This is a genomic window from Pseudomonas sp. LSJ-87, assembly GCF_032971465.1.
GTDB classification, from domain to species: domain Bacteria; phylum Pseudomonadota; class Gammaproteobacteria; order Pseudomonadales; family Pseudomonadaceae; genus Aquipseudomonas; species Aquipseudomonas putida_Z.
In genome coordinates this window covers 267,243-293,273 of sequence record NZ_JAWJYQ010000003.1, presented here as the reverse complement: position 1 = coordinate 293,273, position 26,031 = coordinate 267,243, and the positions used below count along the sequence as shown (strand labels likewise).

20 protein-coding genes are annotated in these 26,031 nt (G+C 63.4%); 13 read left to right on the top strand and 7 right to left on the bottom strand.

What is annotated here, in order from left to right; all coding sequences use genetic code 11:
- Positions 1-126: 126 nt before the first annotated feature.
- The 6 genes from RYH74_RS04365 to edd all read right to left on the bottom strand — a co-directional run bounded on the left by RYH74_RS04365 (position 127) and on the right by edd (position 8,058).
- A complete protein-coding gene (locus RYH74_RS04365) occupies positions 127-1,413 on the bottom strand; it encodes an ABC transporter substrate-binding protein (RefSeq protein WP_075043900.1) in 1,287 nt (428 codons plus the stop codon).
- A 104-nt stretch (positions 1,414-1,517) separates the two neighbouring features.
- A complete protein-coding gene (locus RYH74_RS04360) occupies positions 1,518-2,768 on the bottom strand; it encodes an AGE family epimerase/isomerase (RefSeq protein WP_317409009.1) in 1,251 nt (416 codons plus the stop codon).
- Positions 2,769-3,007: 239 nt separating this feature from the next.
- Entirely contained in the window at positions 3,008-4,462 is a 1,455-nt protein-coding gene (locus RYH74_RS04355) for an ATP-binding protein (protein WP_025337865.1), read from the bottom strand.
- Positions 4,443-5,168, bottom strand: coding sequence for a two-component system response regulator GltR (gltR, locus tag RYH74_RS04350; RefSeq protein ID WP_025337864.1), 726 nt, complete (start codon positions 5,166-5,168; stop codon positions 4,443-4,445). Before gltR ends, RYH74_RS04355 begins: the two co-directional genes overlap by 20 nt.
- A gap of 107 nt (positions 5,169-5,275) precedes the next feature.
- The gene (locus RYH74_RS04345; RefSeq protein WP_317409008.1) at positions 5,276-6,235 is read right to left on the bottom strand and encodes a glucokinase; all 960 of its coding nucleotides are present in this window, start codon (positions 6,233-6,235) and stop codon (positions 5,276-5,278) included.
- Positions 6,232-8,058, bottom strand: a complete 1,827-nt coding sequence (edd, locus tag RYH74_RS04340) for a phosphogluconate dehydratase (RefSeq protein WP_317409007.1) — start codon at positions 8,056-8,058, stop codon at positions 6,232-6,234. Before edd ends, RYH74_RS04345 begins: the two co-directional genes overlap by 4 nt.
- Positions 8,059-8,323: 265 nt before the next feature.
- Here edd and gap point away from each other — a divergent pair, with 265 nt between their 5' ends.
- The 6 genes from gap (at position 8,324) to RYH74_RS04310 (ending at position 15,302) form a co-directional block, all read left to right on the top strand.
- On the top strand, positions 8,324-9,325 hold the full coding sequence (gene gap / locus RYH74_RS04335; protein ID WP_041506241.1) for a type I glyceraldehyde-3-phosphate dehydrogenase: 1,002 nt from the start codon (positions 8,324-8,326) through the stop codon (positions 9,323-9,325).
- Between the two features lie 270 nt (positions 9,326-9,595).
- On the top strand, positions 9,596-10,108 hold the full coding sequence (locus RYH74_RS04330) for an RNA polymerase sigma factor (protein WP_025337861.1): 513 nt from the start codon (positions 9,596-9,598) through the stop codon (positions 10,106-10,108).
- Positions 10,109-10,179: 71 nt separating this feature from the next.
- A complete protein-coding gene (locus RYH74_RS04325; RefSeq protein WP_317409005.1) occupies positions 10,180-11,142 on the top strand; it encodes a FecR family protein in 963 nt (320 codons plus the stop codon).
- A gap of 267 nt (positions 11,143-11,409) precedes the next feature.
- A complete protein-coding gene (locus RYH74_RS04320; RefSeq protein WP_317409004.1) occupies positions 11,410-14,013 on the top strand; it encodes a TonB-dependent receptor in 2,604 nt (867 codons plus the stop codon).
- A gap of 222 nt (positions 14,014-14,235) precedes the next feature.
- A complete protein-coding gene (locus RYH74_RS04315) occupies positions 14,236-14,829 on the top strand; it encodes a biliverdin-producing heme oxygenase (protein WP_317409003.1) in 594 nt (197 codons plus the stop codon).
- Between the two features lie 56 nt (positions 14,830-14,885).
- The gene (locus tag RYH74_RS04310) at positions 14,886-15,302 is read left to right on the top strand and encodes a YbaN family protein (protein WP_013971115.1); all 417 of its coding nucleotides are present in this window, start codon (positions 14,886-14,888) and stop codon (positions 15,300-15,302) included.
- On the opposite strand, the gene arcD (RYH74_RS04305) is transcribed toward RYH74_RS04310, so the two are convergent.
- On the bottom strand, positions 15,282-16,709 hold the full coding sequence (gene arcD / locus RYH74_RS04305; RefSeq protein ID WP_075043891.1) for an arginine-ornithine antiporter: 1,428 nt from the start codon (positions 16,707-16,709) through the stop codon (positions 15,282-15,284). The genes RYH74_RS04310 and arcD (RYH74_RS04305) overlap by 21 nt on opposite strands.
- 436 nt (positions 16,710-17,145) lie before the next feature.
- Between arcD (RYH74_RS04305) and arcD (RYH74_RS04300) the strand changes: the two genes are divergently transcribed.
- The 7 genes from arcD (RYH74_RS04300) (at position 17,146) to gltS (ending at position 25,870) form a co-directional block, all read left to right on the top strand.
- A complete protein-coding gene (gene arcD / locus RYH74_RS04300; RefSeq protein ID WP_025337855.1) occupies positions 17,146-18,573 on the top strand; it encodes an arginine-ornithine antiporter in 1,428 nt (475 codons plus the stop codon).
- Positions 18,574-18,606: 33 nt separating this feature from the next.
- Complete coding sequence (gene arcA, locus RYH74_RS04295) at positions 18,607-19,860, top strand: arginine deiminase (RefSeq protein WP_075043890.1); 1,254 nt, start codon at positions 18,607-18,609, stop codon at positions 19,858-19,860.
- A 69-nt stretch (positions 19,861-19,929) separates the two neighbouring features.
- Positions 19,930-20,940: an ornithine carbamoyltransferase gene (locus tag RYH74_RS04290; RefSeq protein WP_025337853.1), complete on the top strand. Its 1,011-nt coding sequence runs from the start codon at positions 19,930-19,932 to the stop codon at positions 20,938-20,940.
- Between the two features lie 180 nt (positions 20,941-21,120).
- Complete coding sequence (gene arcC, locus RYH74_RS04285) at positions 21,121-22,050, top strand: carbamate kinase (protein WP_003257953.1); 930 nt, start codon at positions 21,121-21,123, stop codon at positions 22,048-22,050.
- A 55-nt stretch (positions 22,051-22,105) separates the two neighbouring features.
- Positions 22,106-22,474, top strand: coding sequence for a DUF5064 family protein (locus RYH74_RS04280; RefSeq protein ID WP_025337852.1), 369 nt, complete (start codon positions 22,106-22,108; stop codon positions 22,472-22,474).
- 183 nt (positions 22,475-22,657) lie between these two features.
- Positions 22,658-24,166 carry a sigma-54-dependent transcriptional regulator gene (locus RYH74_RS04275; RefSeq protein ID WP_075043888.1) on the top strand — a complete coding sequence of 503 codons (1,509 nt, stop codon included), beginning with the start codon at positions 22,658-22,660 and terminating at the stop codon, positions 24,164-24,166.
- Between the two features lie 507 nt (positions 24,167-24,673).
- On the top strand, positions 24,674-25,870 hold the full coding sequence (gltS, locus tag RYH74_RS04270) for a sodium/glutamate symporter (protein ID WP_075043886.1): 1,197 nt from the start codon (positions 24,674-24,676) through the stop codon (positions 25,868-25,870).
- Positions 25,871-26,031: the final 161 nt, after the last annotated feature.

Genomic DNA, 26,031 nt, shown 5'->3' with positions numbered 1-26,031 from the left:
CTGCCTTTTGTGTTGTCGGTACTGGCCCTATCGCCGGCAAGCCAGCTCCCACAGGTAACCCACAATTTTCAAAGGCAATGAAAATCCTGTGGGAGCCGGCTTGCCGGCGATAGGGCCGTCAGCGTTTTACTGGGCAGCCTTGATCGCCGCCGCCAGCTTCTTCGCCGCATCGGCCGGGTCGGCCTTGGGGTCGTTGATGTAGTTGGTCACCACATCGAAGAACGCGCCCTGCACGGCCAGCGTGGTGGCCATGTTGTGCGCCATGCTCGGCTGCAGGCCGCCATTCTTGGCATCGGCCAGGAAGTCTTTGGCGGAGGTTTGCGCACAGGCGTCGAAGCCATGCTTGCCCATGTCGGCCAGCATGTCGTTGCGCACCGGAATCGACCCCTTGTTGCTGCTGAAGACCTTCTGGAAGTCCTCGCCCAGCACCTTGCGGGCAATATCCTGCTGGCCGGCAGACGTGCCGGCGTCGTTCTGCTTGAACACCACCAGCGAGTCGATGTTGTACAGGAATGCCTTGTCGGTGCCGGGGAATGGCACGCACTGGTAGTCCTTGCCAGCGGTTTTCTTCGCCAGGGTCCATTCGCTCTTGGCCCAGTCGCCCATGATCTGCATGCCGGCCTTGCCGTTGATGACCTTGGCCGCTTCCAGGTTCCAGTCCTGGCCTTTGCCGTCCGGGTCCATGTAGGTGGCAACCTTCTTCAGTTCGGTCAGCGCCTTGACCATCTGCGGGCCGGTCAGGGCCGCGCTGTCGAGGTCGACCAGGGCCTTCTTGTAGCCATCGGCCCCCATCACCGCCAGCACCACGCTTTCGAACACGGTGCTGTCCTGCCACGGCTGGCCGCCATGGGCGAGCGGGATGAAGCCGGCGGCCTTGAGCTTGTCGGCGGCGGCGTAGAATTCGTCGAGGGTGGCTGGCGCCTTGTCGATGCCAGCCTTCTTGAAGACGTCGGGGTTGATCCACAGCCAGTTGATGCGGTGGATGTTCACCGGCACGGCGACATAGTCACCGTCGTACTTGACGGTATTCGCGACTTTCTTGTCGAGCAGTGAGTCCCACTTTTCTTCCTTGGCCACATCCTTGAGCACATCGGCGTCAAGCAGGCCGGTGGCTGCCCAGTCCTGGATGTCCGGGCCCTTGATCTGCGCGACACCCGGCGGGTTGCCGGCCACGGCGCGGCTCTTGAGCACGGTCATGGCGGTGGCGCCACCACCACCGGCGACGGCGCCGTCCTTCCAGGTGAAGCCATCTTTTTCGACCTGGGCCTTGAGCACATCGACCGCCGCTTTTTCACCACCGGAGGTCCACCAGTGCACCACCTCGACACTGCCTTTGGCATCGGCAGCCAAGGCACTCAGCGGGAACAAGGAGGCCAGTGAGATTGCGGCAGCGAGACGGAGCGTGGAATTCATCGAAGCACCTTTCTTGTTGTTATGCCGTGCAAGTCGATCGCTTGCGTTGCATGAAGTCTAAACAGCGTGCTCGCCTCGCCAGGTAACGAAGCGATGCGTGAATGTCATCGTTTGGTTACATTGCCGGCCAAGCTGCTGGCCAGGCTGGGTGCCAGTGGCAAGCCCGGCAGCAGCAGCGCCTGGTAGGCATGGTAGAGGTCGGGCTTGCCTGGCCAGATGGTCGCGGCCGGCTGGTTGTGCGCATCGAGTTCGTGGTGCCAGCTGCCAGCGCCATGGTCAATGAAATGGTTGGCGATGAAGTCCCAGCAACGGCAGTACCACTGCTCGTAGTGCGCCTCGCCCGTGCGCTGCAACAAGGCCGCGGCGGCGGCGCAGGCTTCGGCATGCACCCAGTGCAGGCGTGCGCGCACCACCGGGCGATCGTCCCAGTCCAGGGTGTAGACGAAACCGGGCGCGCCATCGACGTTCCAGGCCTGCTGGCAGGCTGTATCGAATAATGCGCGGGCACAGTCTGGCAGCCACTGCGGGGCATGCAGGCCGGCCCGTTCCAGGCTGGCTTCAAGATGCAGCAGTAACCGCGCCCACTCCAGGGCATGCCCGGGCGTGGAACCATAAGGCCGGAAGTGGTCTGCCGGGTGCGCCTGGTTGTAGTGCGGCAGTGGCTGCCAGAGGGCGTCGAAATGCTCGATGACCCGGTAGCCGTTGGCGGCGGCATGGGTATGGATGATGCGTTCGGCGATGCGCAAGGCGCGTTGCAGCCACAGGCTGTCGCCAGTGACGTCTGCCAGGGCCAGGAAGGCCTCGACCGCATGCATGTTGCTGTTGGCGCCACGGTATTGCTCGGGCAACTGCCAGGCACGGGAGAAGGCTTCCCGCAGGGCACCCTCCTCTTCGCTCCAGAAATGCGCTTCGAGCACCTGCACCGCGTCTGCCAGCAGGGCTGGTGCACCGCCAGCACCTGCCATCACCGCCGAGCTGGCGGCCAGGGCGACAAAGGCATGCAGGTAAGCCGCCTTGCCGCTGTCGTCATGGCCACCGGGGTGGGCGAACCAGCCGCCGTAGGTGGCATCCTGCAGCGCGCCACGCAGGGCGACCACACCGTGTTCGGCATAGGCCAGGTAGCCGGGCACGCCCTGCAGGTGGGCCAGGGCGAAACAGTGGGTCATGCGGGCGGTGATCAGGGTTTCGGCGCGGGCACCGGGGGCAAGCAGGCCTGCGGCGTCGAGGCTGCCGAAGCCATCGGGCAGTTTCGAAGCCGTGGCGAAGGCCAGCAGGCGTTGCCCTTCTGCCATGCGCCAGGCGGTGTGGGCCGGGGCGTCGAGCCATCGGGTGGAAGCCAGGTTGGAGGTGCTCATGGGCCAGCTTGATCCTTGCCAGTCGTCTGCGAATTCTAGTGAGCGGGCCTGGATGGGAATGTCACCAAGGAAGGTGGATTTGTCACCAGTCAGTGACATTTGTGTTGCTTGTACCGGCCTCTTCGCGGGTAAACCCGCTCCCACAAAGTCCTCATAGGTCCACCAGACTCCGAGGCTAATGCAAAAACCTGTGGGAGCGGGTTTACCCGCGAAGGGGCCGGTACAGGCAACACAACCCTTCAGTCCATGCCCCGCGGCAGATACAAGGTCACCCGCAACCCGCCCTCACGCAGGTTCAGCAAGCTCACCTCCCCGCCATGGCTATGGGCAATGTTGCGCGCAATCCCCAACCCCAGCCCGTACCCCTGCTGCTGCCCGGCCAGACGGAAGTGCGGCTCGAACACTTGCTCCAGCTGCTGCTGCGGCACCCCCGGACCCTGGTCATCCACCTGCAGCACGAACCCCTCGGCACTGTCGATGATGCGCAGCCGCGCCCGTTCGCCGTACTTGATGGCGTTGTCGATCAGGTTGCCGATGCAGCGCCGCAACGCCAGCGGCTTGCCCGGGTACGGCGCCAGCGCCCGGCCTTCGAGCGTGATGCGGCCATCGCCCAGGTAAGGCTCGGCCAGGATTTCCAGCACCTGGTTGAGGTCGACCGGCTCGATGTTCTCGTGGATGTCGGTGTCCTTCACGCACTGCAACGCGCCTTTGACCAGCAGCTCCAGCTCGTCCAGGTCCTGGCTGAACTTGGCCTGCAGGCGCTCGTCCTCCAGCAGCTCGACGCGCAGGCGCAAGCGGGTGATCGGCGTGCGCAGGTCGTGGGAAATGGCGCTGAACAGCTGGCTGCGCTCGGTCAGGTAGCGGCTGATGCGCTCGCGCATGCTGTTGAACGCACGCCCCACTTCGACCACCTCGCTGCCACCACCTTCGGCCACCGGCGCCACATCGGCGCCCAGCGACATCTCCCGCGCAGCCCGGGCCAGGCGCTTGAGCGGCCAGCTTTGCCAGTGCACCAGCAAGCCGATGAACAACAGCAGCAAGGCCGTGGTCAGCACGATGAAGCCGATCTGCTGACGCGGCAGGCGCTCGGCCTCCAGGCTGGTGTAGGGCTCGGGCAGCAGCGAGGCGATGTACAGCCACTCACCCTCGCCCAGGCGGATCTGGGTGACCAGCACCGGCGGGTTGAGTGGCTCCAGGGTCAGCGAGTAATGCGCCCAGGAGCGTGGCAGTTCGTCGAGCTTCAGGCCGCTGTTGAAGATACGCAGGTCGTCCGGCCCGACGAACTCCACGGAAATTTCCATCTGCGAACCCAGGCGCTCATGCAGCACTTGCTGGAACACATCGATAACCGCCTGCTTGCGCGGGGTAACGGGCAGAAGCGGCATGTCCAGCGGCTTGGCGTTGAGCGACACGAAAAAGCGCGTGCCGCCCATGCTGCGCAGCTGGTCGAGGACCATCGGCCGGTAGGCCACCGGCAACGAGCGGAAGTAGCTGACACTGGCACTCATCGAATGAGCCAGGCTGCTGGCGCTGGCACGCAGGCCCTGCAACTGGCTGGCGCGCAATTGGGCAACCCAGATGATGCTCGACAACCCCTGGGCCAGCAGCACTACCAGCAGGGTCAGCAGCAGCATGCGCCCCAGTAGCGAGCGAGGCAGCAGTCGCCAGCGCCGCTCAGGGCGCATTGCAGACATGGGCAGCCAACAGGTAGCCGCTGCCGCGTACGGTACGGATCAGCCGGGGTGGTTTGTCGGTATCGCGCAGGCGCTGGCGCAGGCGGCTGACCGCCATGTCGACGATGCGGTCCAGCGGCATCGGCTCGCGGCCACGGGTGGCGTTGCCGATGGTGTCGCGGTCGAGGATCTGCTGTGGGTGGTCGAGGAACAGTTTGAGCAGGGCGAAGTCGGCGCCGGAGAGAATCACCTCCTCACCGTCACGATGGAACAGGCGGTGGCTGACCGTGTCCAGGCGCCAGTCGTCGAAGGCCAGCACCGCACTGCCCGGCGCCGCCTGGCCGAACTCGGCGCGACGCAGCAGGGCCTTGATCCGCGCTTGCAGTTCGCGGGGGCTGAACGGCTTGCCCAGGTAGTCGTCGGCACCCAGCTCCAGGCCGATGACCCGGTCGGTTTCGTCGGAGCTGGCGGTGAGCATGATGATCGGTACCCGTGCCTGGCGCGGGTGCTGGCGTACCCAGCGGCACAGGCTGAAGCCGTCTTCGTCGGGCAGCATGACATCGAGGATGACCAGGTCGCAGGGAGTGGATTCCAGCGCGCGGCGAAAGCCCTTGCCGTCGGCCTCGGCATGCACCTGGAAGCCGGAGCGGCTCAGGTAGGTTTGCAGCAGTTCGCGGATTTCCTGGTCGTCGTCGACCATCAGGATCGATTTGCCGGCAGTGCTCAAGGTGGTCCTTCCTTTTGTTAGTTACAGGTCTTTGTTGCCTGTTTTTATTGGGGCCGCTTTGCGGCCCTTCGCGGGCTTGCCCGCGAAGGGCTGCAAAGCAGCCCCAGTCAGTGATCCAGCGCCTGCTGCAAGGCTACCCCAGCCCCCAGCAACCCGGAAAACTCCGCCGTCACCAGCCAAACCGGAACGCCAGCGAAATAGCCACTCATGCAGCCCTTGTCGGAAAAACTGGCGGCAAACCCGCTGCGCACGAACAGCTCGGCAAAGCGCGGGATCACGCCGCCGACAATATAGACCCCACCCCGTGCGCCCAGCGTCAGAACATTGTTACCAGCGACTCGGCCGAGGAACCGGCAGAACTGCTCGATCACCGCCAGCGCCCGCGGCTCGCCGCCGAGCGCGGCATCGGTGATCTGTGCCGGGGTCTTGTGTCGGGGTGTGTCGCCGTCCAGCGCGCAGATTGCCTGGTACAGGCGCAGCAGGCCACCGCCACTGAGCACGGTCTCGGCGCTGACATGGCCGATCTGCCCGTGAATCTGTTGGTGAATCGCCGCTTCGCGGGCATTGCCCACCGGCAGGTCGACGTGCCCGCCCTCCCCCGGCAGGGCATGCCAGTTCTGTTCGCCCAGGCGCAATAGCGCACCCACGCCCAGCCCGGTACCCGGGCCGATGACCAGGGCCGGCCGCGACAGGTCTGCCTGGCCTGGGCACACTTCGCGGAACTCGCCGGGGCGCAGGCGGGTCATGCCCAGCGCCATGGCGGTAAAATCGTTGATCAGCAGCAGCCGCTCGACCTGCAATGTCTGGCAGAAGGCCACGCGGCTGAGGCGCCAGTGGTTGTTGGTGAAGCGGAACTCATCGCCATCGACCGGCCCGGCCACCGCCAGGCAGGCAGCAGTCACGCCGCCGCGGGGAATGCCCAAGCCTTCAAGGTAAGCCTCGATGGCCTGTTCCGGGCTGGTGTAGTCCTCGGTGGCGAAGACCTTCACTTCATGCAGCTGGTTGTCACGCCACAACGCAAAACGGGCATTGGTGCCGCCGATGTCGCCAACCAGCAGGTCCTTCATTTGAGGTTCTCCAGGGCCGAGGTGAACGCACTGGCGCCCTGCTCTGCCGGGCTGAACGCCACGCGCATGAAGCCGAACAGCTCGCGCCCGCAGCCCAGGTCGTTGCCCTGTGGCGCTGGCGGCAGGTCGCGGCTGGCCAGTTCTTCGGCCGACACCATTACCCGCAGCGTGCCCTCGACACCATCGACCCGCACCATATCACCATCGCGCACCCGTGCCAGCGGGCCGCCGTCATAAGCCTCGGGGCAAACGTGAATGGCCGCCGGGATCTTGCCCGAGGCACCGGACATGCGCCCGTCGGTCACCAGCGCCACCTTGAAGCCACGGTCCTGCAGCACGCCGAGGAACGGTGTGAGCTTGTGCAGCTCGGGCATGCCGTTGCAGCGAGGGCCCTGGAAGCGCACCACGGCGACGAAGTCACGCTCCAGCTCGCCGGCCTTGAACGCATCGGCCAGCGACTGCTGGTCGTGGAACACCCGCGCCGGGGCCTCGACCACCTGGTGCTCGGGGGCAACAGCGGAAACCTTCATCACGCCGCGGCCAAGGTTGCCCTCCATCACCCGCAGGCCGCCTTCGGCCGAGAACGGCCGCGCCACCGGGCGCAGGATGCTTTCGTCCAGGCTGTGCTGCGGCCCTTCGCGCCACACCAGCTTGCCGTTGTCGAGGAACGGCTCCTGGGTGTAGCGGCGCAGGCCATGGCCGGCCACGGTGTTGACGTCTTCGTGCAGCAGCCCGGCATCGAGCAGCTCGCGGATCAGGAAGGCCATGCCGCCAGCGGCCTGGAAGTGGTTGATGTCGGCCTTGCCGTTGGGGTAGACGTGGGACAGGGTCGGTACCACCTCGGACAGGTCGGCCATGTCCTGCCAGGTCAGCTGGATACCCGCGGCCTGGGCAATCGCCGGGATGTGCAGGGTATGGTTGGTCGAGCCACCGGTGGCGTGCAGGGCGACGATGGAGTTGACCAGCGCCTTCTCGTCGACGATTTCACCCAGCGGCATGAAGCTGCCGCTGGCCTTGGTCATGCGCGTGACCTGTTGCGCGGCCTCGGCGGTGAGCGCGTCGCGCAGCGGTGTGTACGGGTTGACGAACGAGGCGCCCGGCAGGTGCAGGCCCATCACTTCCATCACCAGCTGGTTGGTATTGGCAGTGCCGTAGAAGGTACAGGTGCCAGGGCTGTGGTAGGACTTCATCTCCGACTCCAGCAGCTCTTCGCGGCTGGCCTTGCCTTCGGCGTAGCGCTGGCGCACGTCGGCCTTCTGCTTGTTGGAAATGCCGGAGACCATCGGCCCGCCCGGAACGAAGATGGTCGGCAGGTGGCCGAAGCGCAGCGCCCCCATCATCAGGCCGGGGACAATCTTGTCGCAGATGCCCAGCATCAGCGCGGCGTCGAACATGTTGTGCGACAGGGCCACGGCGGTGGACATGGCGATCACTTCGCGGCTGGCGATGGCCAGCTCCATGCCCGGCTCGCCCTGAGTCACGCCATCGCACATGGCCGGCACGCCACCGGCGAACTGGCCGACCGAGCCGACCTCGCGCAGGGCCTGCTTGATCTGCTCGGGGAAGTGTTGGTAAGGCTGGTGCGCCGAAAGCATGTCGTTGTAGGCCGAGACGATGGCCACGTTGGCCGCGTTCATCAGGCGCAGGGTCTGCTTGTCGTCGCTGCCGCAACCGGCCACGCCATGGGCGAAGTTGGCGCACTGCAGGTTGGCACGCATGGGGCCGTCACTGGCCGCGCCGCGAATCAGTTGCAGGTAGCGTTCGCGGGTGGCACGGCTACGTTCGACCAGCCGCTGGGTGACCTCAAGGATGCGCGGATGCATGTACTGGACTCCAGGCTAATTGTAAGGGCGGTTTACCGGGCATTTCCCCTCCAAACGATTGCGGCCTAGGCTCAAGGTAGAGGAGCCCGCTGCATCGGTGGAGGCACGTCGCCCAACCACTCGTTGTATGTTTAAACAAAATACTGCCACTAAAAAGGCTTGTTTTCTATCGGCAGGTGAATAATCTTGTAATTCCAACAACAAAACCGTTTCAGTGAAGCTCCTTTGTGCCACAGGTTTCACTCGGACTGCCAGAGGTACTGCCATGACCCTACGCATCGCCATCAATGGATTCGGCCGCATCGGGCGCAACGTCCTGCGCGCACTGTATACCCAAGGCTACCGCCAGGACCTGCAGGTCGTCGCCATCAACGACCTGGGCGACAGCGCCATGAATGCCCACCTGCTCAAGTACGACAGCGTGCACGGCACCTTCGACGCCAGCGTCGAGGCCGACCACGAAAGCCTCACGGTCAATGGTGACCGTATCGCGGTCAGTGCCATCCGCAACCCGGCCGAACTGCCCTGGAAGGCCGAGGCGATCGACGTGGTGTTCGAATGCACCGGGCTGTTCACCGAGCGCGCCAAGGCCGCCGCACATCTGGCTGCGGGGGCTGGCAAGGTGATTGTCTCGGCACCGGCCAAAGGCGCCGATGCCACCGTGGTGTACGGGGTCAACCATGACATCCTGCGGGCCTCGCACCAGATCATTTCCAATGCCTCCTGCACCACCAACTGCCTGGCACCGATTGCCCAGGTGCTGCACCGCGAGTTCGGCATCGAACAGGGCCTGATGACCACCATCCATGCCTACACCAACGACCAGGTGCTGACCGATGTGTACCACGGCGACCCGTACCGTGCGCGCTCGGCGACCCAGTCGATGATCCCGAGCAAGACCGGCGCTGCCGAGGCCGTTGGCCTGGTGCTGCCGGAGCTGGCCGGCAAGCTTACCGGCATGGCGGTACGAGTGCCGGTGATCAACGTGTCGCTGGTGGACCTCACCGTCAACCTCAAGCGCGAGGCCACGGCCGAGCAGGTCAACCAGCTGTTCCTCGAGGCCAGCAAGCATTCCAGGGTATTGGGCTACAACGCCTTGCCGCTGGTTTCCTGCGACTTCAACCACAACCCACTGTCGTCGATCTTCGATGCCAACCATACCCGGGCCAACGGGCGCATGCTCAAGGTGCTGGCCTGGTATGACAACGAGTGGGGGTTCTCCAACCGCATGCTGGATAACTGCCTGGCGTTGTGCCGCGCCCGCTGAATTTCTCAGCCTGATGCGGCCAATGTGGGGTGACCCTTGTGGGAGCGGCCTTGCGTCGCGAAAGGGCTGCAAAGCAGCCCTCGGACCTCAGCGGTGGTGCTGAGACCTCCGGGGCCGCTTTGCGGCCCTTTCGCGACGCAAGGCCGCTCCCACAAAAAGCATGCCGGCGCCTGCCACTAACAATCTTTACCTTTTCCTAACATTTCCAGGCTTGACCTTCGAGAAGGATGATAAGCATTATCATTAACCTTTCGTCGGCCAGGTCCCCCAGTGAGTCAGTCCCGGTTCAACTCTGTCTTCCTCGTCCAGCGCCTTACCCTGCTGCGCACCTTGCAGCGCATGGTGGGCAACCCCAACACAGCCGAGGACCTGTTGCAGGAAACCTACCTGCGGGTGTCCCGCGCCCTCGGTGAGCGGCCCATCGAACACATCGAACCGTTCGTGTTCCAGACCGCGCGCAACCTGGCCCTCGACCACCTGCGCGCGCGCCGGGTGCAATCGCGCATGCTGGTCGACGACGTGCCCGACGAGGTCCTGCACAGCGTGGCCGCGCCAGCCACCAGCAGCGAGGATGCGGCCCATGCCGAGCAGTTGCTCAAGCACCTGAGCATCAGCCTCAACCAGTTGAGCGAACGCCAGCAGCGCATCTTCATCCTCAGCCGCCTGCATGGCGCCACCTATCTGGAAATCGCCGAACAACTGAATGTTTCGCCCAGCACGGTGCAGAAGGAACTGAAACTGATCATGGCGATCTGCATGGGTGTCGCCGACCGCCTCAAGTGAGGCAACGCAAAGCCCTTGCCACACCCCGCCTCAGCCTTGATCATTCGCAAAAAACCATTCAAGGATTCACCGTGACCGACAGCCCTGTCCCTCGCCCGTCACCTGCCGGGCCCAGCGCCCGTGCTCGTGCCATGGACGAGGCGCTGGACTGGCTGGTGCGCCTGCAATGCGCCGACGCCGAGGACACCCAGGCCTTCGAAGCCTGGCTCAGCGCAGCGCCGGAAAATGCCGAGGCCTATGTCGAGGCAGAAGCATTGTGGAACGGCGCACCGCTGCACCAGGTGGCCGTGCAGATGCATCAGCAACAGCGCCGCTCGTGGCGCGGGCGCCTGCGCAGCCACTGGAAACCCCTGGCCACGGCGGCGCTGCTGCTGGTCGGGCTGTTCACCCTCGGCAACCTGCCCATGCGCCTGCAGGCCGACCACCTGACGGTGGTGGGCGAGCGCCAGCGCCTGCAGCTGGAAGACGGCGCGAAAGTGCTGCTCAACACCAATTCGGCATTTGCCAGCGAGCAGCGTGACGGCCGCCAGATCGCCCGCCTGCTACAGGGCGAGGCCTATTTCCAGGTCCCCGAAGGCGCGCTGCTACCACTGGAAGTGCAAGCCGGGCCATTGCGCGCGCAGGTGCGCGACACCGACTTTGCCGTGCGCTACCTCGACGGCGAGGCACAGGTACGGGTGCAGCGCGGCGATGTCGACCTGCAGGGGGCCCGCGACCAGCGCATCCGCCTGAGCGCCGGCGACAGCATCAGCGTCGGCCCCCAGGGATTCGGCAAGCGCCAGCGCCCCGACATGCACAAGGACCTGGCCTGGGTCGACGGCCGCCTGGTGTTCGAGAACTGCCCGCTGAGCCAGGTGCTGGCCGAGGTGCAGCGCTACTACCCGGGCTGGATCATCAACCGCAATGCGCAGCTGGAAGACATGGCGGTCACCGGCAACTACCGCCTCGACCAACCGCTGGAAACCCTGCGTGCGCTGGCCCACATCACCTCGGCACAGCTGCATGAGTACCCGGCGCTGGTCATTCTGAACTGATCCGCAAATCTGAAACCCGACACGGTCCCTGTGGGAGCGGGCGTGCCCGCGAACACGGGCAACGCCCGTGCCATCCACCGCAGTGCCTGTTTCGCGGGCATGCCCGCTCCCACAGAAATCGCGATACAGACCGCCAAACCGCAATCCAACTTTTTTTACGCAGTCACGCTACCCCGCCCGTCTCGTTATAGCCAATGCAACTGATTCTCGTTTGAAAACGAGGACAGCCATCACCTATAACAGTCCGCGCGTCAGGGAGCGCTTCCGATGTCCACAGGTCCTACCCGCCCCTCCACCCTTCCTCGCCATGGAGGGCAACTGTCCCTCCTGAGCCTTTCCCTACTGAACCTCGCCCTGCTCGCCAGCGGCGCCATCAGCCTGCCGGCACTGGCCGCCGAACCGGCACAGGCCAGCAGCCCGCGCATGGGCGACTACCGCTTCAGCATCGGCCAGCAGCCGCTGGTTTCGGCCATAAATGCTTTCAGCCAGGTCACCGGCTGGCAGGTCGGCTTCAGCGCCGAACTGGCCGACGGCGTGGCATCGCCAGGGGTGCAGGGTTCGTTACCGCCGGAAGCCGCGCTCAAGCGCCTGCTGCACGGCACCGGCCTGGGCTTTCGCAAGATCAGCAACGGCAATGTGGTGCTCGAACGCCAGGCCAGCGCCAATGTGATTGCCCTGCAGCAGGTGACCGTCAGCGCCACCCGCAGCGCCCAGGACGTCAGCCAGGTGCCGAGCACCGTCAGCGTGCAGACCCGCGAGCAACTGGACCGGCAGAACGTGAACAACATCCAGGACCTGGTGCGCTACGAACCAGGTGTGTCGGTAGCCGGCACCGGCCAGCGCAGCGGCCTGAACGGCTACAACATCCGTGGTATCGATGGCGAGCGCATCCTCACCCAGGTGGACGGCGTGTCGATCCCCGACAGCTTCTTCTTCGGCCCCTACGCCCAGACCCAGCGCAACTACGTTGACCCGGAGATCGTCAAGCGCGTGGAAATCCTCCGCGGCCCGGCCTCGGTGCTGTATGGCAGCAACGCCATCGGCGGGGCGGTGAGCTACTTCACCCTCGACCCGGACGACATCATCAAGCCTGGCAAGGACGCCGGTGCCCGCCTGAAGACCGGCTACAGCTCGGCCGACGAAAGCTGGCTGACCTCCGCCACCGTCGCCGGCCGCCAGGGCGACTTCGACGGCCTGTTGCACCTGAGCCAGCGCAACGGTCACGAAACCGAGACCCACGGCGGCCACAGCGGTGACGGCCTGGCGCGTACCGAAGCCAACCCGATGGACGTGCGCACCACAAACGTGCTGGCCAAGCTGGGCTGGAACTACGCCGACGAAGCGCGCTTGGGCTTCACCTACGAGCGCTACAAGGATGACCGCGACCAGAACATCCTCAGTGCGGTGGGCGGGCCTTTCATTCCTGGCTTTGGTGCCTCGGGGTACTACAAGGCGCGCAATGGCAACGACACCATCACCCGCGAACGCTTTGGCATCAACCATGAGTTCGGCCTGGATTCGCTGGTCGCCGACCATGTGAAGTGGAGCCTGAACTACCAGATCGCCAAGACCGACCAGCACACCGAGGAAGTCTACGCACCGCCTAGCCGTCAGGTACTGCGTACCCGAGACACCCTGTACAAGGACCGCCAGTGGGTATTCGACGCCCAGCTGGACAAGGCCTTCAGCCTCGGCGCCACCGACCACCTGTTGACGTACGGCACCACCCTCAAGCACGAGAAGGTCACCGGTTCCCGCAGCGGCACCGGTACCTGCCTGGCCGTTGGTTCAGGCTGTTCTGCCGCTGGCGCCGAGCGCCCGGCAGACGGCCAGGCCCTGGTCAGCGACTTCCCGGACCCGACGGTGAACACCTACAGCCTGTTCGTGCAGGATGAAATCCGCTGGAACAACTGGACCTTCATGCCTGGTGCTCGTTACGACTACACGCGCATGGAGCCCAGGTTCACCGAGGAATTCCTGCGTGGCCTGGAGTCCAGCGGTACCGCACCTACCTCCCAGGACGACTCGGACAAGAAGTGGCATCGCGTCTCGCCCAAGTTCGGCCTGACCTACGCCTTCAACGACAACTACACCTGGTATGGCCAGTACGCCGAAGGTTTCCGCACCCCGACTGCCAAATCCATGTACGGGAAGTTTGAGAACATCGAGCAAGGCTACCGCGTCGAAGGCAACCCGGGTCTCGAACCCGAAAAGAGCAAAAGCTATGAAACCGGTCTGCGTGGCAACTTCGACGCCGGTAATTTCGACGTGGCGGTGTTCTACAACAAGTACCGCGACTTCATCGACGAAGATGCCGTACAAAGCGCCAACCTGGAGCAGACCTTCAAGGCCAACAACATCAAGCACGCCACCATCAAGGGTACCGAGGTCAAGGGCCGCCTGAACCTGGACCACTTCGGTGCGCCGCAGGGCCTGTATACCCAGGGCTCGATCGCCTACACCTATGGCCGCAACGATGACACCGGCGAGCCACTGAACAGCGTCAACCCGCTCAAGGGCGTGTTCGGCCTGGGTTACGAACAACAACACTACGGCGGCCTGCTGAGCTGGACATTGGTCAAGCGCAAGACCCGCGTCGACGACAGCACCTTCTACTCGCCCGACGGCTCGAGCTCCAAGTTCCGCACCCCGGGCTACGGGGTGCTGGACCTGACCGGCTACTACAAGGTCACCGACGACGTGACCATCAACGCCGGCCTGTACAACCTCACCGACAAGAAGTACTGGCAGTGGGATTCGGTACGCAGCTACGACGCCCAGGGTGAAGCGGCCGTGACCCAGCCGGCCAACATCGACCGCCTGACCATGCCGGGGCGCAACTTCGGCATCAATGTGGTTTGGGATATCTGACCTGGATTATCGCTGACAGGTTTGTTTCGTCAGTGCCGGCCTCTTCGCGGGTAAACCCGCTCCCACAGGTATCGCGCAGACCTCGGGCCTGTGATGTCCCTGTGGGAGCGGGTTTACCCGCGAAGAGGCCAGCACTACCAGCACAAATACCAGCTTTTTTTACTGTCGCGCTCCAACTATTTCGTCTTGTCTCTAGACGCCCCCTTTTCCAAGGACTGCCCCATGACCGACCGCCCAGCCCTGCGCTCCCAGCGCCTCAACCAGATCACCCACGCCCCCCACGCCGAACTGGATGCCCTGGTCAAAGCCCACGCGCCCTTCGACAGCCGCGAAAGCTTCGCCCGCTTCGTGGTCGCCCAGTACCTGTTCCAGGCCGAGCTGCAGGCCCTGTACAACGACCCGCAACTGATCGCCATCGTCCCCGACCTGGCGGAGCGCTGCCGCGCCGCACAGGCCCGCCTGGACCTCGCCGACCTCGACACCGAAGTACCACCAGCCGTGCCGGGCGCCCTGCGCAACCCGAGCCTGGGCGAGGCAATGGGCTGGATCTTCGTCTCCGAAGGCTCCAAACTGGGCGCTGCGTTTCTGATCAAGCGTGCCGTGGCCCTGGAACTGTCCGAAACTTTCGGTGCCCGACACCTGGGCGAACCGGCCGGTGGCCGTGCCGAAGGCTGGAAACAGTTCACCCGCATTCTTGATGGCCTGGCCCTGTCGGCCGAAGAGGAAGCCGCTGCCGAACGCGGCGCAGTTGCTGCCTTCGAGCGCTTCACCAAGCTGCTCAAGCATGCCTATGCTGCAGATGCCGCGCTGGTTTGACACGCCGTACCCCGGCCACCCTACCGGTGGCCGAACCGCTTCCATGCAGTGAGACCATGACCCGACCCGCCCGTTCGAAACTCGCCCGCCTGCTGTATGCGACCTTGGCTTACGTGAGCCTGGGCGTGGGCCTGGTCGCGATCGTCATTCCCGGCCTGCCGACCACCGAATTCATCCTGCTGGCTGCCTGGGCGGCCACACGCAGTTCGCCGCGCCTGTCTGCCTGGCTGGAAAACCACCGGTTGTTCGGGCCGATCCTGCACAACTGGCGCAATGGCAAGGTGATCCAGCGCCGGGCCAAAGTCAGCGCGACCCTCAGCATGTTGCTGTGCGCGGGCCTGATGCTGACGTTCCTGGAACACCGTTGGCCGGTGTTCCTGGCCATTGCCGGCATGACCCTGGGCAACCTGTGGATCTGGTCCCGCCCCGAGCACGCCCCCTGCCCTGCCCCGTCACAAGCTCAGCAGCCCTGAGTACAGGGCATAGGCCGCCAGCGCGGCACCTGCCAGCACGGCGGCGAAGATCAGCTTTTCCCAAGTGGTGAACAAGGTTTTTCCCTGCTCATGCTTGGCCCTGGCGAACAGGATCACACCCGGCGCGTACAGCAGCGCCGACAGCAACAGGTACTTGAGCCCGCCGGCGTACAACAGCCACACGGCATACACCAGGGCAACCAGCGCCACCAGCAGGTCCTTGCGGCGCAGGGCCGGCTGCCCGGCGTAGGTTTCTGCACGCACCGCCAGCAGCACGGCGTAGGCCGCCGACCAAAGGTAGGGCACCAGGATCATCGACGAGGCCAGGTAGATCAGGCTGGTATAGGTACCGGCAGAAAACAGCGTGATCAGCAGGAAGCCCTGGATCATGCTGTTGGTCAGCCACAGGGCGTTGGCCGGCACGTGATTGGCGTTTTCCTTGGCCAGGAAGCGCGGCATGGTCTTGTCCCGCGCCGTGGCAAAGAGGATCTCGGCGCACAGCAACGCCCACGACAGCAGCGCGCCAAGCAGCGAAATCGCCAGGCCGATACTGATCAGCAAGGCGCCCCAGGGCCCGACGATATGCTCCAGCACCGAGGCCAGTGACGGGTTCTGCAGCCCGGCCAGTTCCGGCTGGGTCATCACCCCCAGCGACAGCACGTTGACCAGCACCAGCAGCGCCAGTACCCCCAGGAAACCGATCACCGTGGCCTTGCCCACATCCGAGCGGCGCTGGGCGCGGCCGGAATACACGCTGGCGCCCTCGATGCCGATGAACACAAACACGGTTACCAGCATCATGTTGCGCACCTGTTCCAGCACGCTGCCGAACTGCGGGTTGCTCAGGCCCCAGATGTCACGGGTGAAGATATCGGCGCGGAAGGCAAACGCGGCGATCACCACGAAAATCAGCAACGGCACCACCTTGGCCACGGTGGTCACCTGGTTGATGAATGCCGCTTCCTTGATGCCGCGCAGCACCAGGAAATGCACCGCCCAAAGCAGCAGCGAAGCGCAGCCGATGGCGATTGGCGTGTTGCCCTCGCCGAACACCGGGAAATAGAAGCCCAAGGTGCTGAACAGCAGCACGAAGTAGCCGACGTTGCCCAGCCAGGCACTGATCCAGTAGCCCCAGGCCGAGGAAAAACCCATGTACTCGCCAAAGCCGGCCTTGGCGTAGGCGTACACCCCCGAGTCCAGCTCCGGCTTGCGGTTGGCGAGGGTCTGGAACACGAACGCCAGGGCCAGCATGCCGACCGCGGTGATACCCCAGCCGATCAACACCGCCCCCACATCGGCACGCGCCGCCATGTTCTGCGGCAGCGAGAAGATCCCGCCACCAATCATCGAGCCGACCACCAACGCGATCAGCGCGCCCAGGCGCAGCTTCTGTCCCGGTTCGCTCATGAGCCTTCCTTTTTTTTGCGCGCTGTCATGGGCTTGAAACAGCCATGCGGGCCATATAAATGGTGTTACTTATAATGATCCTGATCAATGAAGCTATAGCACTAATAACTGCTTTGTCTATGTCACCCTTCGAGTAAAAACTAGCAGCTCCCGAGCAACTAGAAAAGAATCCGATAAAACTCGAAATTCTTGTGAAAAATTTGCGAAAGCGGCAAAAGCGGCTAGCTTCAAGCATCGCAGGCTGAACAGAGCGTTTGCTCTAGAAGGACATGGAGGTGCCAGCGTGCAAGCCCTGCAGCATAAGTTGTCGGCACTCTCCAGGAGCTTCGTGAAGGAATTTTCCTACTTCACGTCGCCATGAACTGACCCAAGTCAGCGAATGGCAGCGGCGTCGGATTTACTCTGTCGTCAACTTTCTCCTGGCAGGAGTTGTTAAATGTCTGATACATCCGGAAAACTAAAGCTCGGCGCGTTAGTTGCACTTGTGGTCGGTTCGATGATTGGTGGCGGGATCTTCTCGCTGCCGCAAAACATGGCTGCCAGTGCAGGGGTTGGCGCTGTACTGATCGGCTGGGCAATCACCGCGGTCGGCATGCTGACCCTGGCGTTCGTGTTCCAGACCCTGGCCAACCGCAAGCCTGATCTGGATGGCGGGGTGTATGCCTACGCCAAGGCCGGTTTCGGCGACTACATGGGCTTCTCCTCGGCCTGGGGCTACTGGATCAGTGCCTGGCTGGGCAACGTCGGCTACTTCGTGCTGCTGTTCAGCACCCTGGGCTACTTCTTCCCGATCTTCGGCGAAGGCAACACCCCGGCCGCCATCATCGGCGCGTCGGTGCTGCTGTGGGCCGTGCACTTCCTGGTGCTGCGCGGCATCAAGGAAGCGGCGTTCATCAACCTGGTCACCACCGTGGCCAAGGTGGTGCCACTGCTGCTGTTCGCCCTGATCTGCCTGTTCGCCTTCAAGCTCGACATCTTCACCGCCGACATCTGGGCCTTGGGCACACCAGAGCTTGGCAGCGTGATGAACCAGGTGCGCAACATGATGCTGGTCACCGTGTGGGTGTTCATCGGCATCGAGGGTGCGAGCATCTTCTCGTCGCGGGCGGAAAAACGCTCTGACGTGGGCAAGGCCACGGTCATCGGCTTCGTCACCGTGCTGCTGTTCCTGGTGCTGGTCAACGTACTGTCGCTGGGCATCATGACCCAACCGGAACTGGCCAAGCTGCAGAACCCGTCGATGGCTGCCGTGCTGGAGCATGTGGTCGGCCACTGGGGCGCGGTGCTGATCAGCGTCGGCCTGATCATCTCGCTGCTCGGGGCCCTGCTGTCGTGGGTGCTGCTGTGCGCCGAGATCATGTTCGCCGCCGCCAAGGACCACACCATGCCGGAGTTCCTGCGCCGCGAGAACGCCAACCAGGTACCGGCCAACGCCCTGTGGCTGACCAACGCCATGGTGCAGATCTTCCTGGTGATCACGCTGTTCTCCAACAGCACCTACCTGTCGCTGATCTACCTGGCCACATCGATGATCCTGGTGCCCTACCTGTGGTCGGCAGCCTATGCCGTGCTGCTGGCAGTGCGTAGCGAAACCTACGAGCAGGCCCTGGCCGAACGGCAGAAGGACCTGGTGATCGGTGGTATCGCCCTGTTGTACGCCGTCTGGCTGCTTTACGCCGGTGGCGTGAAATACCTGCTGCTCTCGGCCCTGCTCTACGCACCTGGCGCGATCCTGTTCGCCAAGGCCAAGCGTGAGGTTGGCCAACCTGTCTTCACCAACGTGGAAAAACTGATCTTCGCAGCCGTGGTCATCGGCGCCCTGGTGGCAGCCTTTGGCCTGTACGACGGCTTCCTGACTCTTTGACCCACGTCTTCGTTCAACTGGAGGAATGAAATCATGTCCGCTGAAAAACAGAAGTACGGTGTCCACTCCGAAGCCGGCAAACTGCGCAAGGTCATGGTTTGCTCGCCGGGCCTGGCGCACAAGCGCCTGACGCCGAGCAACTGTGACGAGCTGCTGTTCGACGACGTGATCTGGGTCGACCAGGCCAAGCGTGACCATTTCGACTTTGTCACCAAGATGCGCGAGCGTGGCGTGGATGTGCTGGAGATGCACAACCTGCTGACCGACATCGTCCAGCAACCCGAGGCACTGAAGTGGATCCTCGATCGCAAGATCACCCCCGACACCGTCGGTGTCGGCCTGACCAATGAAGTGCGCAGCTGGCTCGAAGGCCTCGAGCCACGCCACCTGGCCGAGTTCCTGATCGGCGGCGTCGCCGGGCAGGACCTGCCGCAGAGCGAAGGTGCCGAGGTGGTCAAGATGTACAACGACTACCTGGGCCACTCCAGCTTCATCCTGCCACCGCTGCCCAACACCCAGTTCACCCGCGACACCACCTGCTGGATCTACGGCGGCGTCACGCTCAACCCGATGTACTGGCCGGCGCGACGCCAGGAAACCCTGCTGACTACCGCCATCTACAAGTTCCACCCACAGTTCACCAACGCCGACTTCCAGGTGTGGTATGGCGACCCGGACAAGGAACATGGCCAGTCCACTCTCGAGGGCGGCGATGTCATGCCGATCGGCAAGGGCATCGTGCTGATCGGCATGGGCGAGCGTACCTCGCGCCAGGCTATCGGCCAGCTCGCGCAGAACCTGTTCGCCAAGGGCGCCGTCAAGGAAGTGATCGTCGCAGGCCTGCCGAAATCGCGCGCCGCCATGCACCTGGATACCGTGTTCAGCTTCTGCGACCGCGACCTGGTCACGGTCTTCCCGGAAGTGGTGAAAGAGATCGTGCCGTTCATCATCCGTCCGGACGAAAGCAAGCCTTACGGCATGGACGTGCGCCGCATCAACAAGTCGTTCATCGAAGTGGTGGGCGAGCAGCTTGGGGTCAAGCTGCGCGTGGTCGAAACCGGTGGCAACAGCTTTGCCGCAGAGCGCGAACAGTGGGATGACGGCAACAACGTGGTGGCCATCGAGCCGGGCGTGGTCATTGGCTACGACCGCAACACCTACACCAATACCCTGCTGCGCAAGGCCGGGATCGAAGTCATCACCATCAGCGCCGGCGAACTGGGCCGGGGCCGTGGCGGCGGCCACTGCATGACCTGCCCGATCGTGCGCGACCCGATCGACTACTAACGACCATTACCCCCGGCCGCCCTCACAAAGTGGCGGCCGGTGTGTTCACCAAACTCAAGGAGAAAAGTCATGGCGTTCAATATTCACAACCGCAACCTGCTCAGCCTGGAACACCACAGCACCCGCGAGCTGCGCTACCTGCTGGACCTGTCCCGCGACCTCAAGCGTGCCAAGTACACCGGCACCGAGCAGCAGCACCTGAAAGGCAACAACATCGCGCTGATCTTCGAAAAAACCTCTACCCGTACCCGCTGCGCCTTCGAAGTGGCCGCCTATGACCAGGGCGCCAATGTCACCTACATCGACCCGACCTCCTCGCAGATCGGCCACAAGGAAAGCATGAAGGACACCGCCCGCGTGCTCGGGCGCATGTACGACGCCATCGAGTACCGTGGCTTCAAGCAGGAAATCGTCGAAGAGCTGGCCAAGTTCGCCGGCGTTCCGGTGTTCAACGGCCTGACCGACGAATACCACCCCACCCAGATGATCGCCGACGTGCTGACCATGCGTGAGCACAGCGACAAGCCGCTGCACGACATCAGCTACGCCTACCTGGGCGACGCCCGCAACAACATGGGCAACTCGCTGCTGCTGATTGGCGCCAAGCTCGGCATGGACGTGCGCATCGCCGCGCCCAAGGCGCTGTGGCCGCATGACGATCTGGTCGAGCGTTGCCGCAAGTACGCCGAGGAAAGCGGCGCGCGCATCACCCTCACCGAAGACCCGGTTGCCGCGGTCAAGGGTGTGGACTTCGTGCACACCGACGTGTGGGTATCGATGGGTGAGCCGATCGAAGCCTGGGGTGAGCGCATCAAGCTGCTCAAGCCGTATCAGGTGAATGCACAGCTGATGAAGTCCACCGGCAACCCGCGGACCAAGTTCATGCACTGCCTGCCGGCGTTCCACAACTCCGAAACCAAGGTAGGCAAGCAGATCGCCGAACAGTACCCGGACCTGGCCAACGGTATCGAAGTGACCGACGACGTCTTCGAGTCGCCGGCCTGCATCGCCTTCGAGCAAGCGGAAAACCGCATGCACACGATCAAGGCGATCCTGGTGTCGACACTGGCTGACCTGTAAAGGCTGACCCGGCAAGCCGGGCAACCCGAATCCCTGTGGGAGCGGGTTTACCCGCGAATGCGTCAGTAGCACCAGCCGTGTTGCATGGGCTGACGCTTTCGCGGGTAAACCCGCTCCCACAAGGGGGCGGCGATACCGGTCGAGAGCAGCGCTCCCTTCTTTCGTTAAAGGACATTCCCCATGCGTATCGTTGTTGCATTGGGCGGCAACGCCCTGCTGCGTCGCGGCGAGCCCATGACCGCTGACAACCAGCGCGCCAATATCCGCACCGCCACCGAACAGATCGCCAAGATCCACCCAGGCAACGAGCTGGTCATCGCCCACGGCAACGGCCCGCAAGTTGGCCTGCTGTCGCTGCAGGGCCTGTCCTACAAGCCCGACGAGGCCTACCCGCTGGACGTGCTGGGTGCCGAGACCGAGGGCATGATCGGCTACATGATCGAACAGGAACTGGGCAACCTGCTGGCCTTCGAAGTGCCGTTCGCCACCTTGCTGACCCAGGTCGAAGTGGACGCCAACGACCCCGCCTTCAAGGACCCGACCAAGTTCATCGGCCCGGTCTATGGCAAGGAAGAGGCCGAGCGCCTGGCCAAGGAAAAGGGTTGGGTGGTCAAGGCCGACGGCGACAAGTACCGCCGTGTGGTGGCCAGCCCGAAACCCAAGCGCATCTTCGAGATCCGCCCGATCAAGTGGTTGCTGGAAAAGAGCAGCATCGTGATCTGCGCCGGCGGCGGCGGCATCCCCACCATGTACGACGAGAACCGCAAGCTCAAGGGCATCGAGGCGGTGATCGACAAGGACCTGTGCTCGGCCCTGCTGGCAGAGCAGCTGGACGCCGACCTTCTGATAATCGCCACCGACGTCGATGCGGCGTATGTTGACTGGGGCAAGCCCACGCAAAAGGCCATTGCCCAGGCCCACCCCGACGAGCTCGAACGCCTCGGCTTCGCCGCCGGCTCCATGGGGCCGAAGGTGCAGGCGGCCTGCGACTTTGCCCGCAACACCGGCAAAGTGGCAGTGATCAGTTCGCTGGAGAACATCGAAGACATCGTCAAAGGCACCGCCGGCACGCGGGTTTCCACCGCGAAGCCGGGGATCAGCTACCGTTGAATGCAGTAGGCGGGCGCCAGCGCCCGCCATTTTCGACCTTCCAAAGGAGCTTGCCATGGCCCAGTACCAGCCCGGTCATGTACACATCGAGCGCACCGCGCTGAACCAGAACGACCACAGCTATGACCTGAACATCGAATACGAGGCAGTGTCGGACCCCAAGGAAGGCAGAGGCATCCAGTTCAAGATGCATGGCAGCATCGAAGGCAAGCCAGTGGAAGAAAAGTTCTTCCTGGCCAAGGACCAGGTGTTGCCCAGCTTCCTCATGCAGCTGAGCCGAAGGGCGCAGTCGTACCTGAAGCCACCGAAGAAATTCGAGAGCCTGGGTTCGCCGCACAAGCTTTATGACCATATGTTCGCGGACATTCGCGAAAAGCTGGATGTGAAGTCGGGCGATCCGATCAAGCCTGAACATCTGGAGTGATTTCAGGATCCGGGGGCTGCTTTGCAGCCCATCGCCGGCAAGCCAGCTCCCACAGGTACTGCGCAGGCCTTGAGGCCGATGAGATCGAGGTGGGAGCTGGCTTGCCGGCGATAGGGCCGCAAAGCGGCCCCGGCGATGTTGAGGCATACTACCGCCCTCCCCGGCCACCACTTCACCCTCCCCATGCGCATCCACGTCAGCTTCATCGACCGCGTCGGCATCACCCAGGAAGTCCTCGCCCTGCTCGGTGCCCGCAACCTCAACCTGGACGCCGTGGAGATGGTCCCGCCGAACGTCTACATCGACGCCCCTACCCTCAGCCCCGCCGTGCTCGAAGAACTGCACGACGCGCTGTTCGAGGTACATGGCGTGCAATCGGTGGACGTGGTCGACATCCTCCCTGGCCAACGCCGGCACCTGCAGCTCGATGCCCTGCTGGCGGCGATGAGCGACCCGGTGCTGGCCGTGGACAGTGCCGGCAAGGTGCTGCTGGCCAACCCGGCGCTGATCGAGCTGTGCGGCCGCGAATCGGCCGGGCGCTCGGTGGGTGAACTGTTCGGCGACCCGGCGCTGCTGCAGGCCCTGCTGGACAACAACTTCCACTTGCCCATGCGCGAGATGCAGCTCAACGGCCAGAGCCTGCTGCTGGACGCCATGCCGATCACCAACGCCGGTGGCCTGCTGACGCTGTACCCACCCACGCGCATGGGCGAACGCCTGTCGGCGATGCACCACGACCATGCCGAAGGCTTCGATGCCCTGCTCGGCGAGTCACCGGCCATCCGCACCCTCAAGGCCCGCGCCCTGCGCGTGGCTGCGCTCGATGCACCGCTGCTGGTGCATGGCGAGACCGGCACCGGCAAAGAGCTGGTAGCCCGCGCCTGCCACGCCATCAGCAGCCGCCACGCGGCGCCATTCCTGGCCCTGAACTGCGCCGCGCTGCCCGAGAGCCTGGCCGAGAGCGAACTGTTCGGCTACGCCCCCGGCGCCTTCACCGGCGCGCAACGGGGCGGCAAGCCCGGGCTGATGGAGCTGGCCAACCAGGGCACGGTATTTCTCGATGAAATCGGCGAGATGTCACCGTACCTGCAGGCCAAGCTGCTGCGCTTTCTCAGCGATGGCAGCTTCCGCCGGGTGGGTGGCGACCGCGAAGTGAAGGTGGATGTACGCATCATCAGCGCCACCCACCGCGACCTGGAGCGCATGGTCGCCGAAGGCAGCTTCCGTGAAGACCTGTTCTACCGCCTGAACGTGCTCAACCTGCAAGTGCCGCCGCTGCGCGACCGTGGCCAGGACATCCTGATGCTGGCGCATTTTTTCATGCAGCAGGCCTGCACGCAGATCCAGCGCCCACCGTGCCGGCTGACCCCGGCCACCCATTCGGCACTGCTGGCCAACCCTTGGCCGGGCAATGTGCGCCAGCTGCAGAACGTGATATTCCGCGCCGCAGCCATCTGCGAGGGCAACCTGGTGGATATCGGTGACCTGGACATCGCCGGCACCTCGGTGGCCCGCGGCCTGGACGGCGAAGTGGCCAGCCTGGAACAGGCCGTGGGCGATTTCGAGCGCGAGCTGCTGCAACGCCTGTACGCCAGCTACCCATCGACGCGGCAACTGGCCGGGCGCTTGCAAACTTCACATACCGCCATTGCGCAGCGCCTGCGCAAATATGGAATACCGGGCAAAGCCTGATACCTGTCAGATAGCGTCAACCGGTGCTGCTACGCAGCCCATCGCAGGCAAGCCAGCTCCCACAGGTACGGCGTTGCTCTCGAGGTTGTCGCGGTAATTGTGGGAGCGGCCTTGTGTCGCGAAAGGGCCGCATCGCGGCCCCCGGATTGATGCGTAACAGTTGAAATTGCTGGGGCTGCTTTGCAGCCCATTCGCGACACAAGGCCGCTCCCACAGAGATCGCGCCAACTTTCAGAATTTGAGCAAGACAGTTGCCCCCACAGGTATCGCACACGCCCTGAATTCTGCGCGATACCTGTGGGAGCTGGCTTGCCTGCGATGGGCCGCAAAGCGGCCCCTGATAGTTATTGTAATAATCCGGTTGTTATTCAGGCTTTTCCTACGCCAGTGAAAGATACTCTCCCACGGATGCCTCGTAGAATGGTGACAGTGTATTCCCACCTGTCACCCCACTTGTCCGCCCCATAGCGGGAAGTGGTCCGCTACTGGATATAACGAGAGCACCTGATGTTTGAACTCGATTTTTACGGGACGCTTGTAGCCGCCTCTTTGGTACTGTTATTGGGGCGCGGCCTGGTCGCGCGTATTGGTTTCCTGCGCACTTACAATATTCCTGAACCTGTCGCTGGCGGCCTGGTAGTGGCCTTGGCGCTCTTGGCGTTGCGCAGTTTCGATATCCACGTGCAATTCGATACTTCACTGCAAACCCCTCTGATGCTGGCATTCTTCGCCACCATTGGTTTGAGTGCAGACTTCGCCAGCCTGAAAAAAGGTGGCCGCGTGGTTACCGTGTTCCTGCTGGTGGTAACCGGTTTGCTACTGGTCCAGAACGCCATGGGCATCGGCCTGGCAACGGCACTGGGCCTCGACCCGCTGATGGGCCTACTGGCCGGCTCTATCACCTTGTCCGGTGGCCACGGTACAGGCGCTGCATGGGGGGCCACTTTCACCGAAAAGTTTGGCCTGGCCTCGGCCTCCGAACTGGCAATGGCATCAGCTACCTTCGGTCTGGTACTGGGTGGCCTGATTGGTGGCCCGGTCGCCCGGTTGCTGATCAAGCGGGTATCGACGCCTGGTATCGAAGAAGCAGCACCACAACTGCCCAAAGGTTTCGAACAACCGGACAAAGAGCGCCTGATTACACCGTTTTCATTTATCGAAACACTGGCGCTGATCGCTGTCAGTTTGCTCGCTGGCTCGTTACTTAACGGTTTGCTGAAAGGCACTGCATTTGAACTGCCAACGTTCGTTTGCGTGCTGTTCGTGGGCGTGGTGTTGCGAAACGGCCTTTCGGCGCTCGGCTTTTATCAAGTTTTCGAACGGGAAGTGTCGGTATTGGGCAATGTGAGCTTGTCGTTATTCCTGGCCATTGCCTTGATGTCGCTCAAGTTGTGGGACCTTTCAGCGTTGGCATTACCGTTCTTTGCATTGCTCGCCGCACAGACATTGGTCATGGCACTGTTCGCGATATTCGTCACGTTCCGGGTCATGGGCCGCAACTATGATGCAGCGGTACTGGCTGCCGGGCACTGTGGTTTCGGCCTGGGCGCAACGCCAACGGCAATCGCCAACATGCAAGCGGTGACCCAGCGCTACGGAGCCTCGCGCATTGCCTTCCTGGTGGTGCCGATGGTGGGGGCGTTCTTCATCGACATCATCAATGTCATCGTCATCAAGCTGTATCTGGCGTTGCCGTTCTTTTGAGCCAGAGGCTGACCACTCAGCCGGTAAGTCAGAACCGTATCGATTTAAATACACCGTATTCAAATCGATACACACCCATTCGGATACGGCAGTGCAAGGGTTTGATCCCCAAACCCTTTTCCATCCCCCACCCGCTGTAGCGTTTTCATTCCACAAGAATG

Bases quoted from the DNA above. Each gene is read 5' to 3' on its own strand.
- RYH74_RS04365 (WP_075043900.1), bottom strand. From the start codon at position 1,413: ATGAATTCCACGCTCCGTCTCGCTGCCGCAATCTCACTGGCCTCCTTG.
- RYH74_RS04360 (WP_317409009.1), bottom strand. From the start codon at position 2,768: ATGAGCACCTCCAACCTGGCTTCCACCCGATGGCTCGACGCCCCGGCC.
- RYH74_RS04355 (WP_025337865.1), bottom strand. From the start codon at position 4,462: ATGTCTGCAATGCGCCCTGAGCGGCGCTGGCGACTGCTGCCTCGCTCG.
- RYH74_RS04345 (WP_317409008.1), bottom strand. From the start codon at position 6,235: ATGAAGGACCTGCTGGTTGGCGACATCGGCGGCACCAATGCCCGTTTT.
- edd (WP_317409007.1), bottom strand. From the start codon at position 8,058: ATGCATCCGCGCATCCTTGAGGTCACCCAGCGGCTGGTCGAACGTAGC.
- gap (WP_041506241.1), top strand. From the start codon at position 8,324: ATGACCCTACGCATCGCCATCAATGGATTCGGCCGCATCGGGCGCAAC.
- RYH74_RS04320 (WP_317409004.1), top strand. From the start codon at position 11,410: ATGTCCACAGGTCCTACCCGCCCCTCCACCCTTCCTCGCCATGGAGGG.
- RYH74_RS04315 (WP_317409003.1), top strand. From the start codon at position 14,236: ATGACCGACCGCCCAGCCCTGCGCTCCCAGCGCCTCAACCAGATCACC.
- RYH74_RS04310 (WP_013971115.1), top strand. From the start codon at position 14,886: ATGACCCGACCCGCCCGTTCGAAACTCGCCCGCCTGCTGTATGCGACC.
- arcD (WP_075043891.1), bottom strand. From the start codon at position 16,709: ATGAGCGAACCGGGACAGAAGCTGCGCCTGGGCGCGCTGATCGCGTTG.
- arcD (WP_025337855.1), top strand. From the start codon at position 17,146: ATGTCTGATACATCCGGAAAACTAAAGCTCGGCGCGTTAGTTGCACTT.
- arcA (WP_075043890.1), top strand. From the start codon at position 18,607: ATGTCCGCTGAAAAACAGAAGTACGGTGTCCACTCCGAAGCCGGCAAA.
- RYH74_RS04290 (WP_025337853.1), top strand. From the start codon at position 19,930: ATGGCGTTCAATATTCACAACCGCAACCTGCTCAGCCTGGAACACCAC.
- arcC (WP_003257953.1), top strand. From the start codon at position 21,121: ATGCGTATCGTTGTTGCATTGGGCGGCAACGCCCTGCTGCGTCGCGGC.
- RYH74_RS04280 (WP_025337852.1), top strand. From the start codon at position 22,106: ATGGCCCAGTACCAGCCCGGTCATGTACACATCGAGCGCACCGCGCTG.
- RYH74_RS04275 (WP_075043888.1), top strand. From the start codon at position 22,658: ATGCGCATCCACGTCAGCTTCATCGACCGCGTCGGCATCACCCAGGAA.
- gltS (WP_075043886.1), top strand. From the start codon at position 24,674: ATGTTTGAACTCGATTTTTACGGGACGCTTGTAGCCGCCTCTTTGGTA.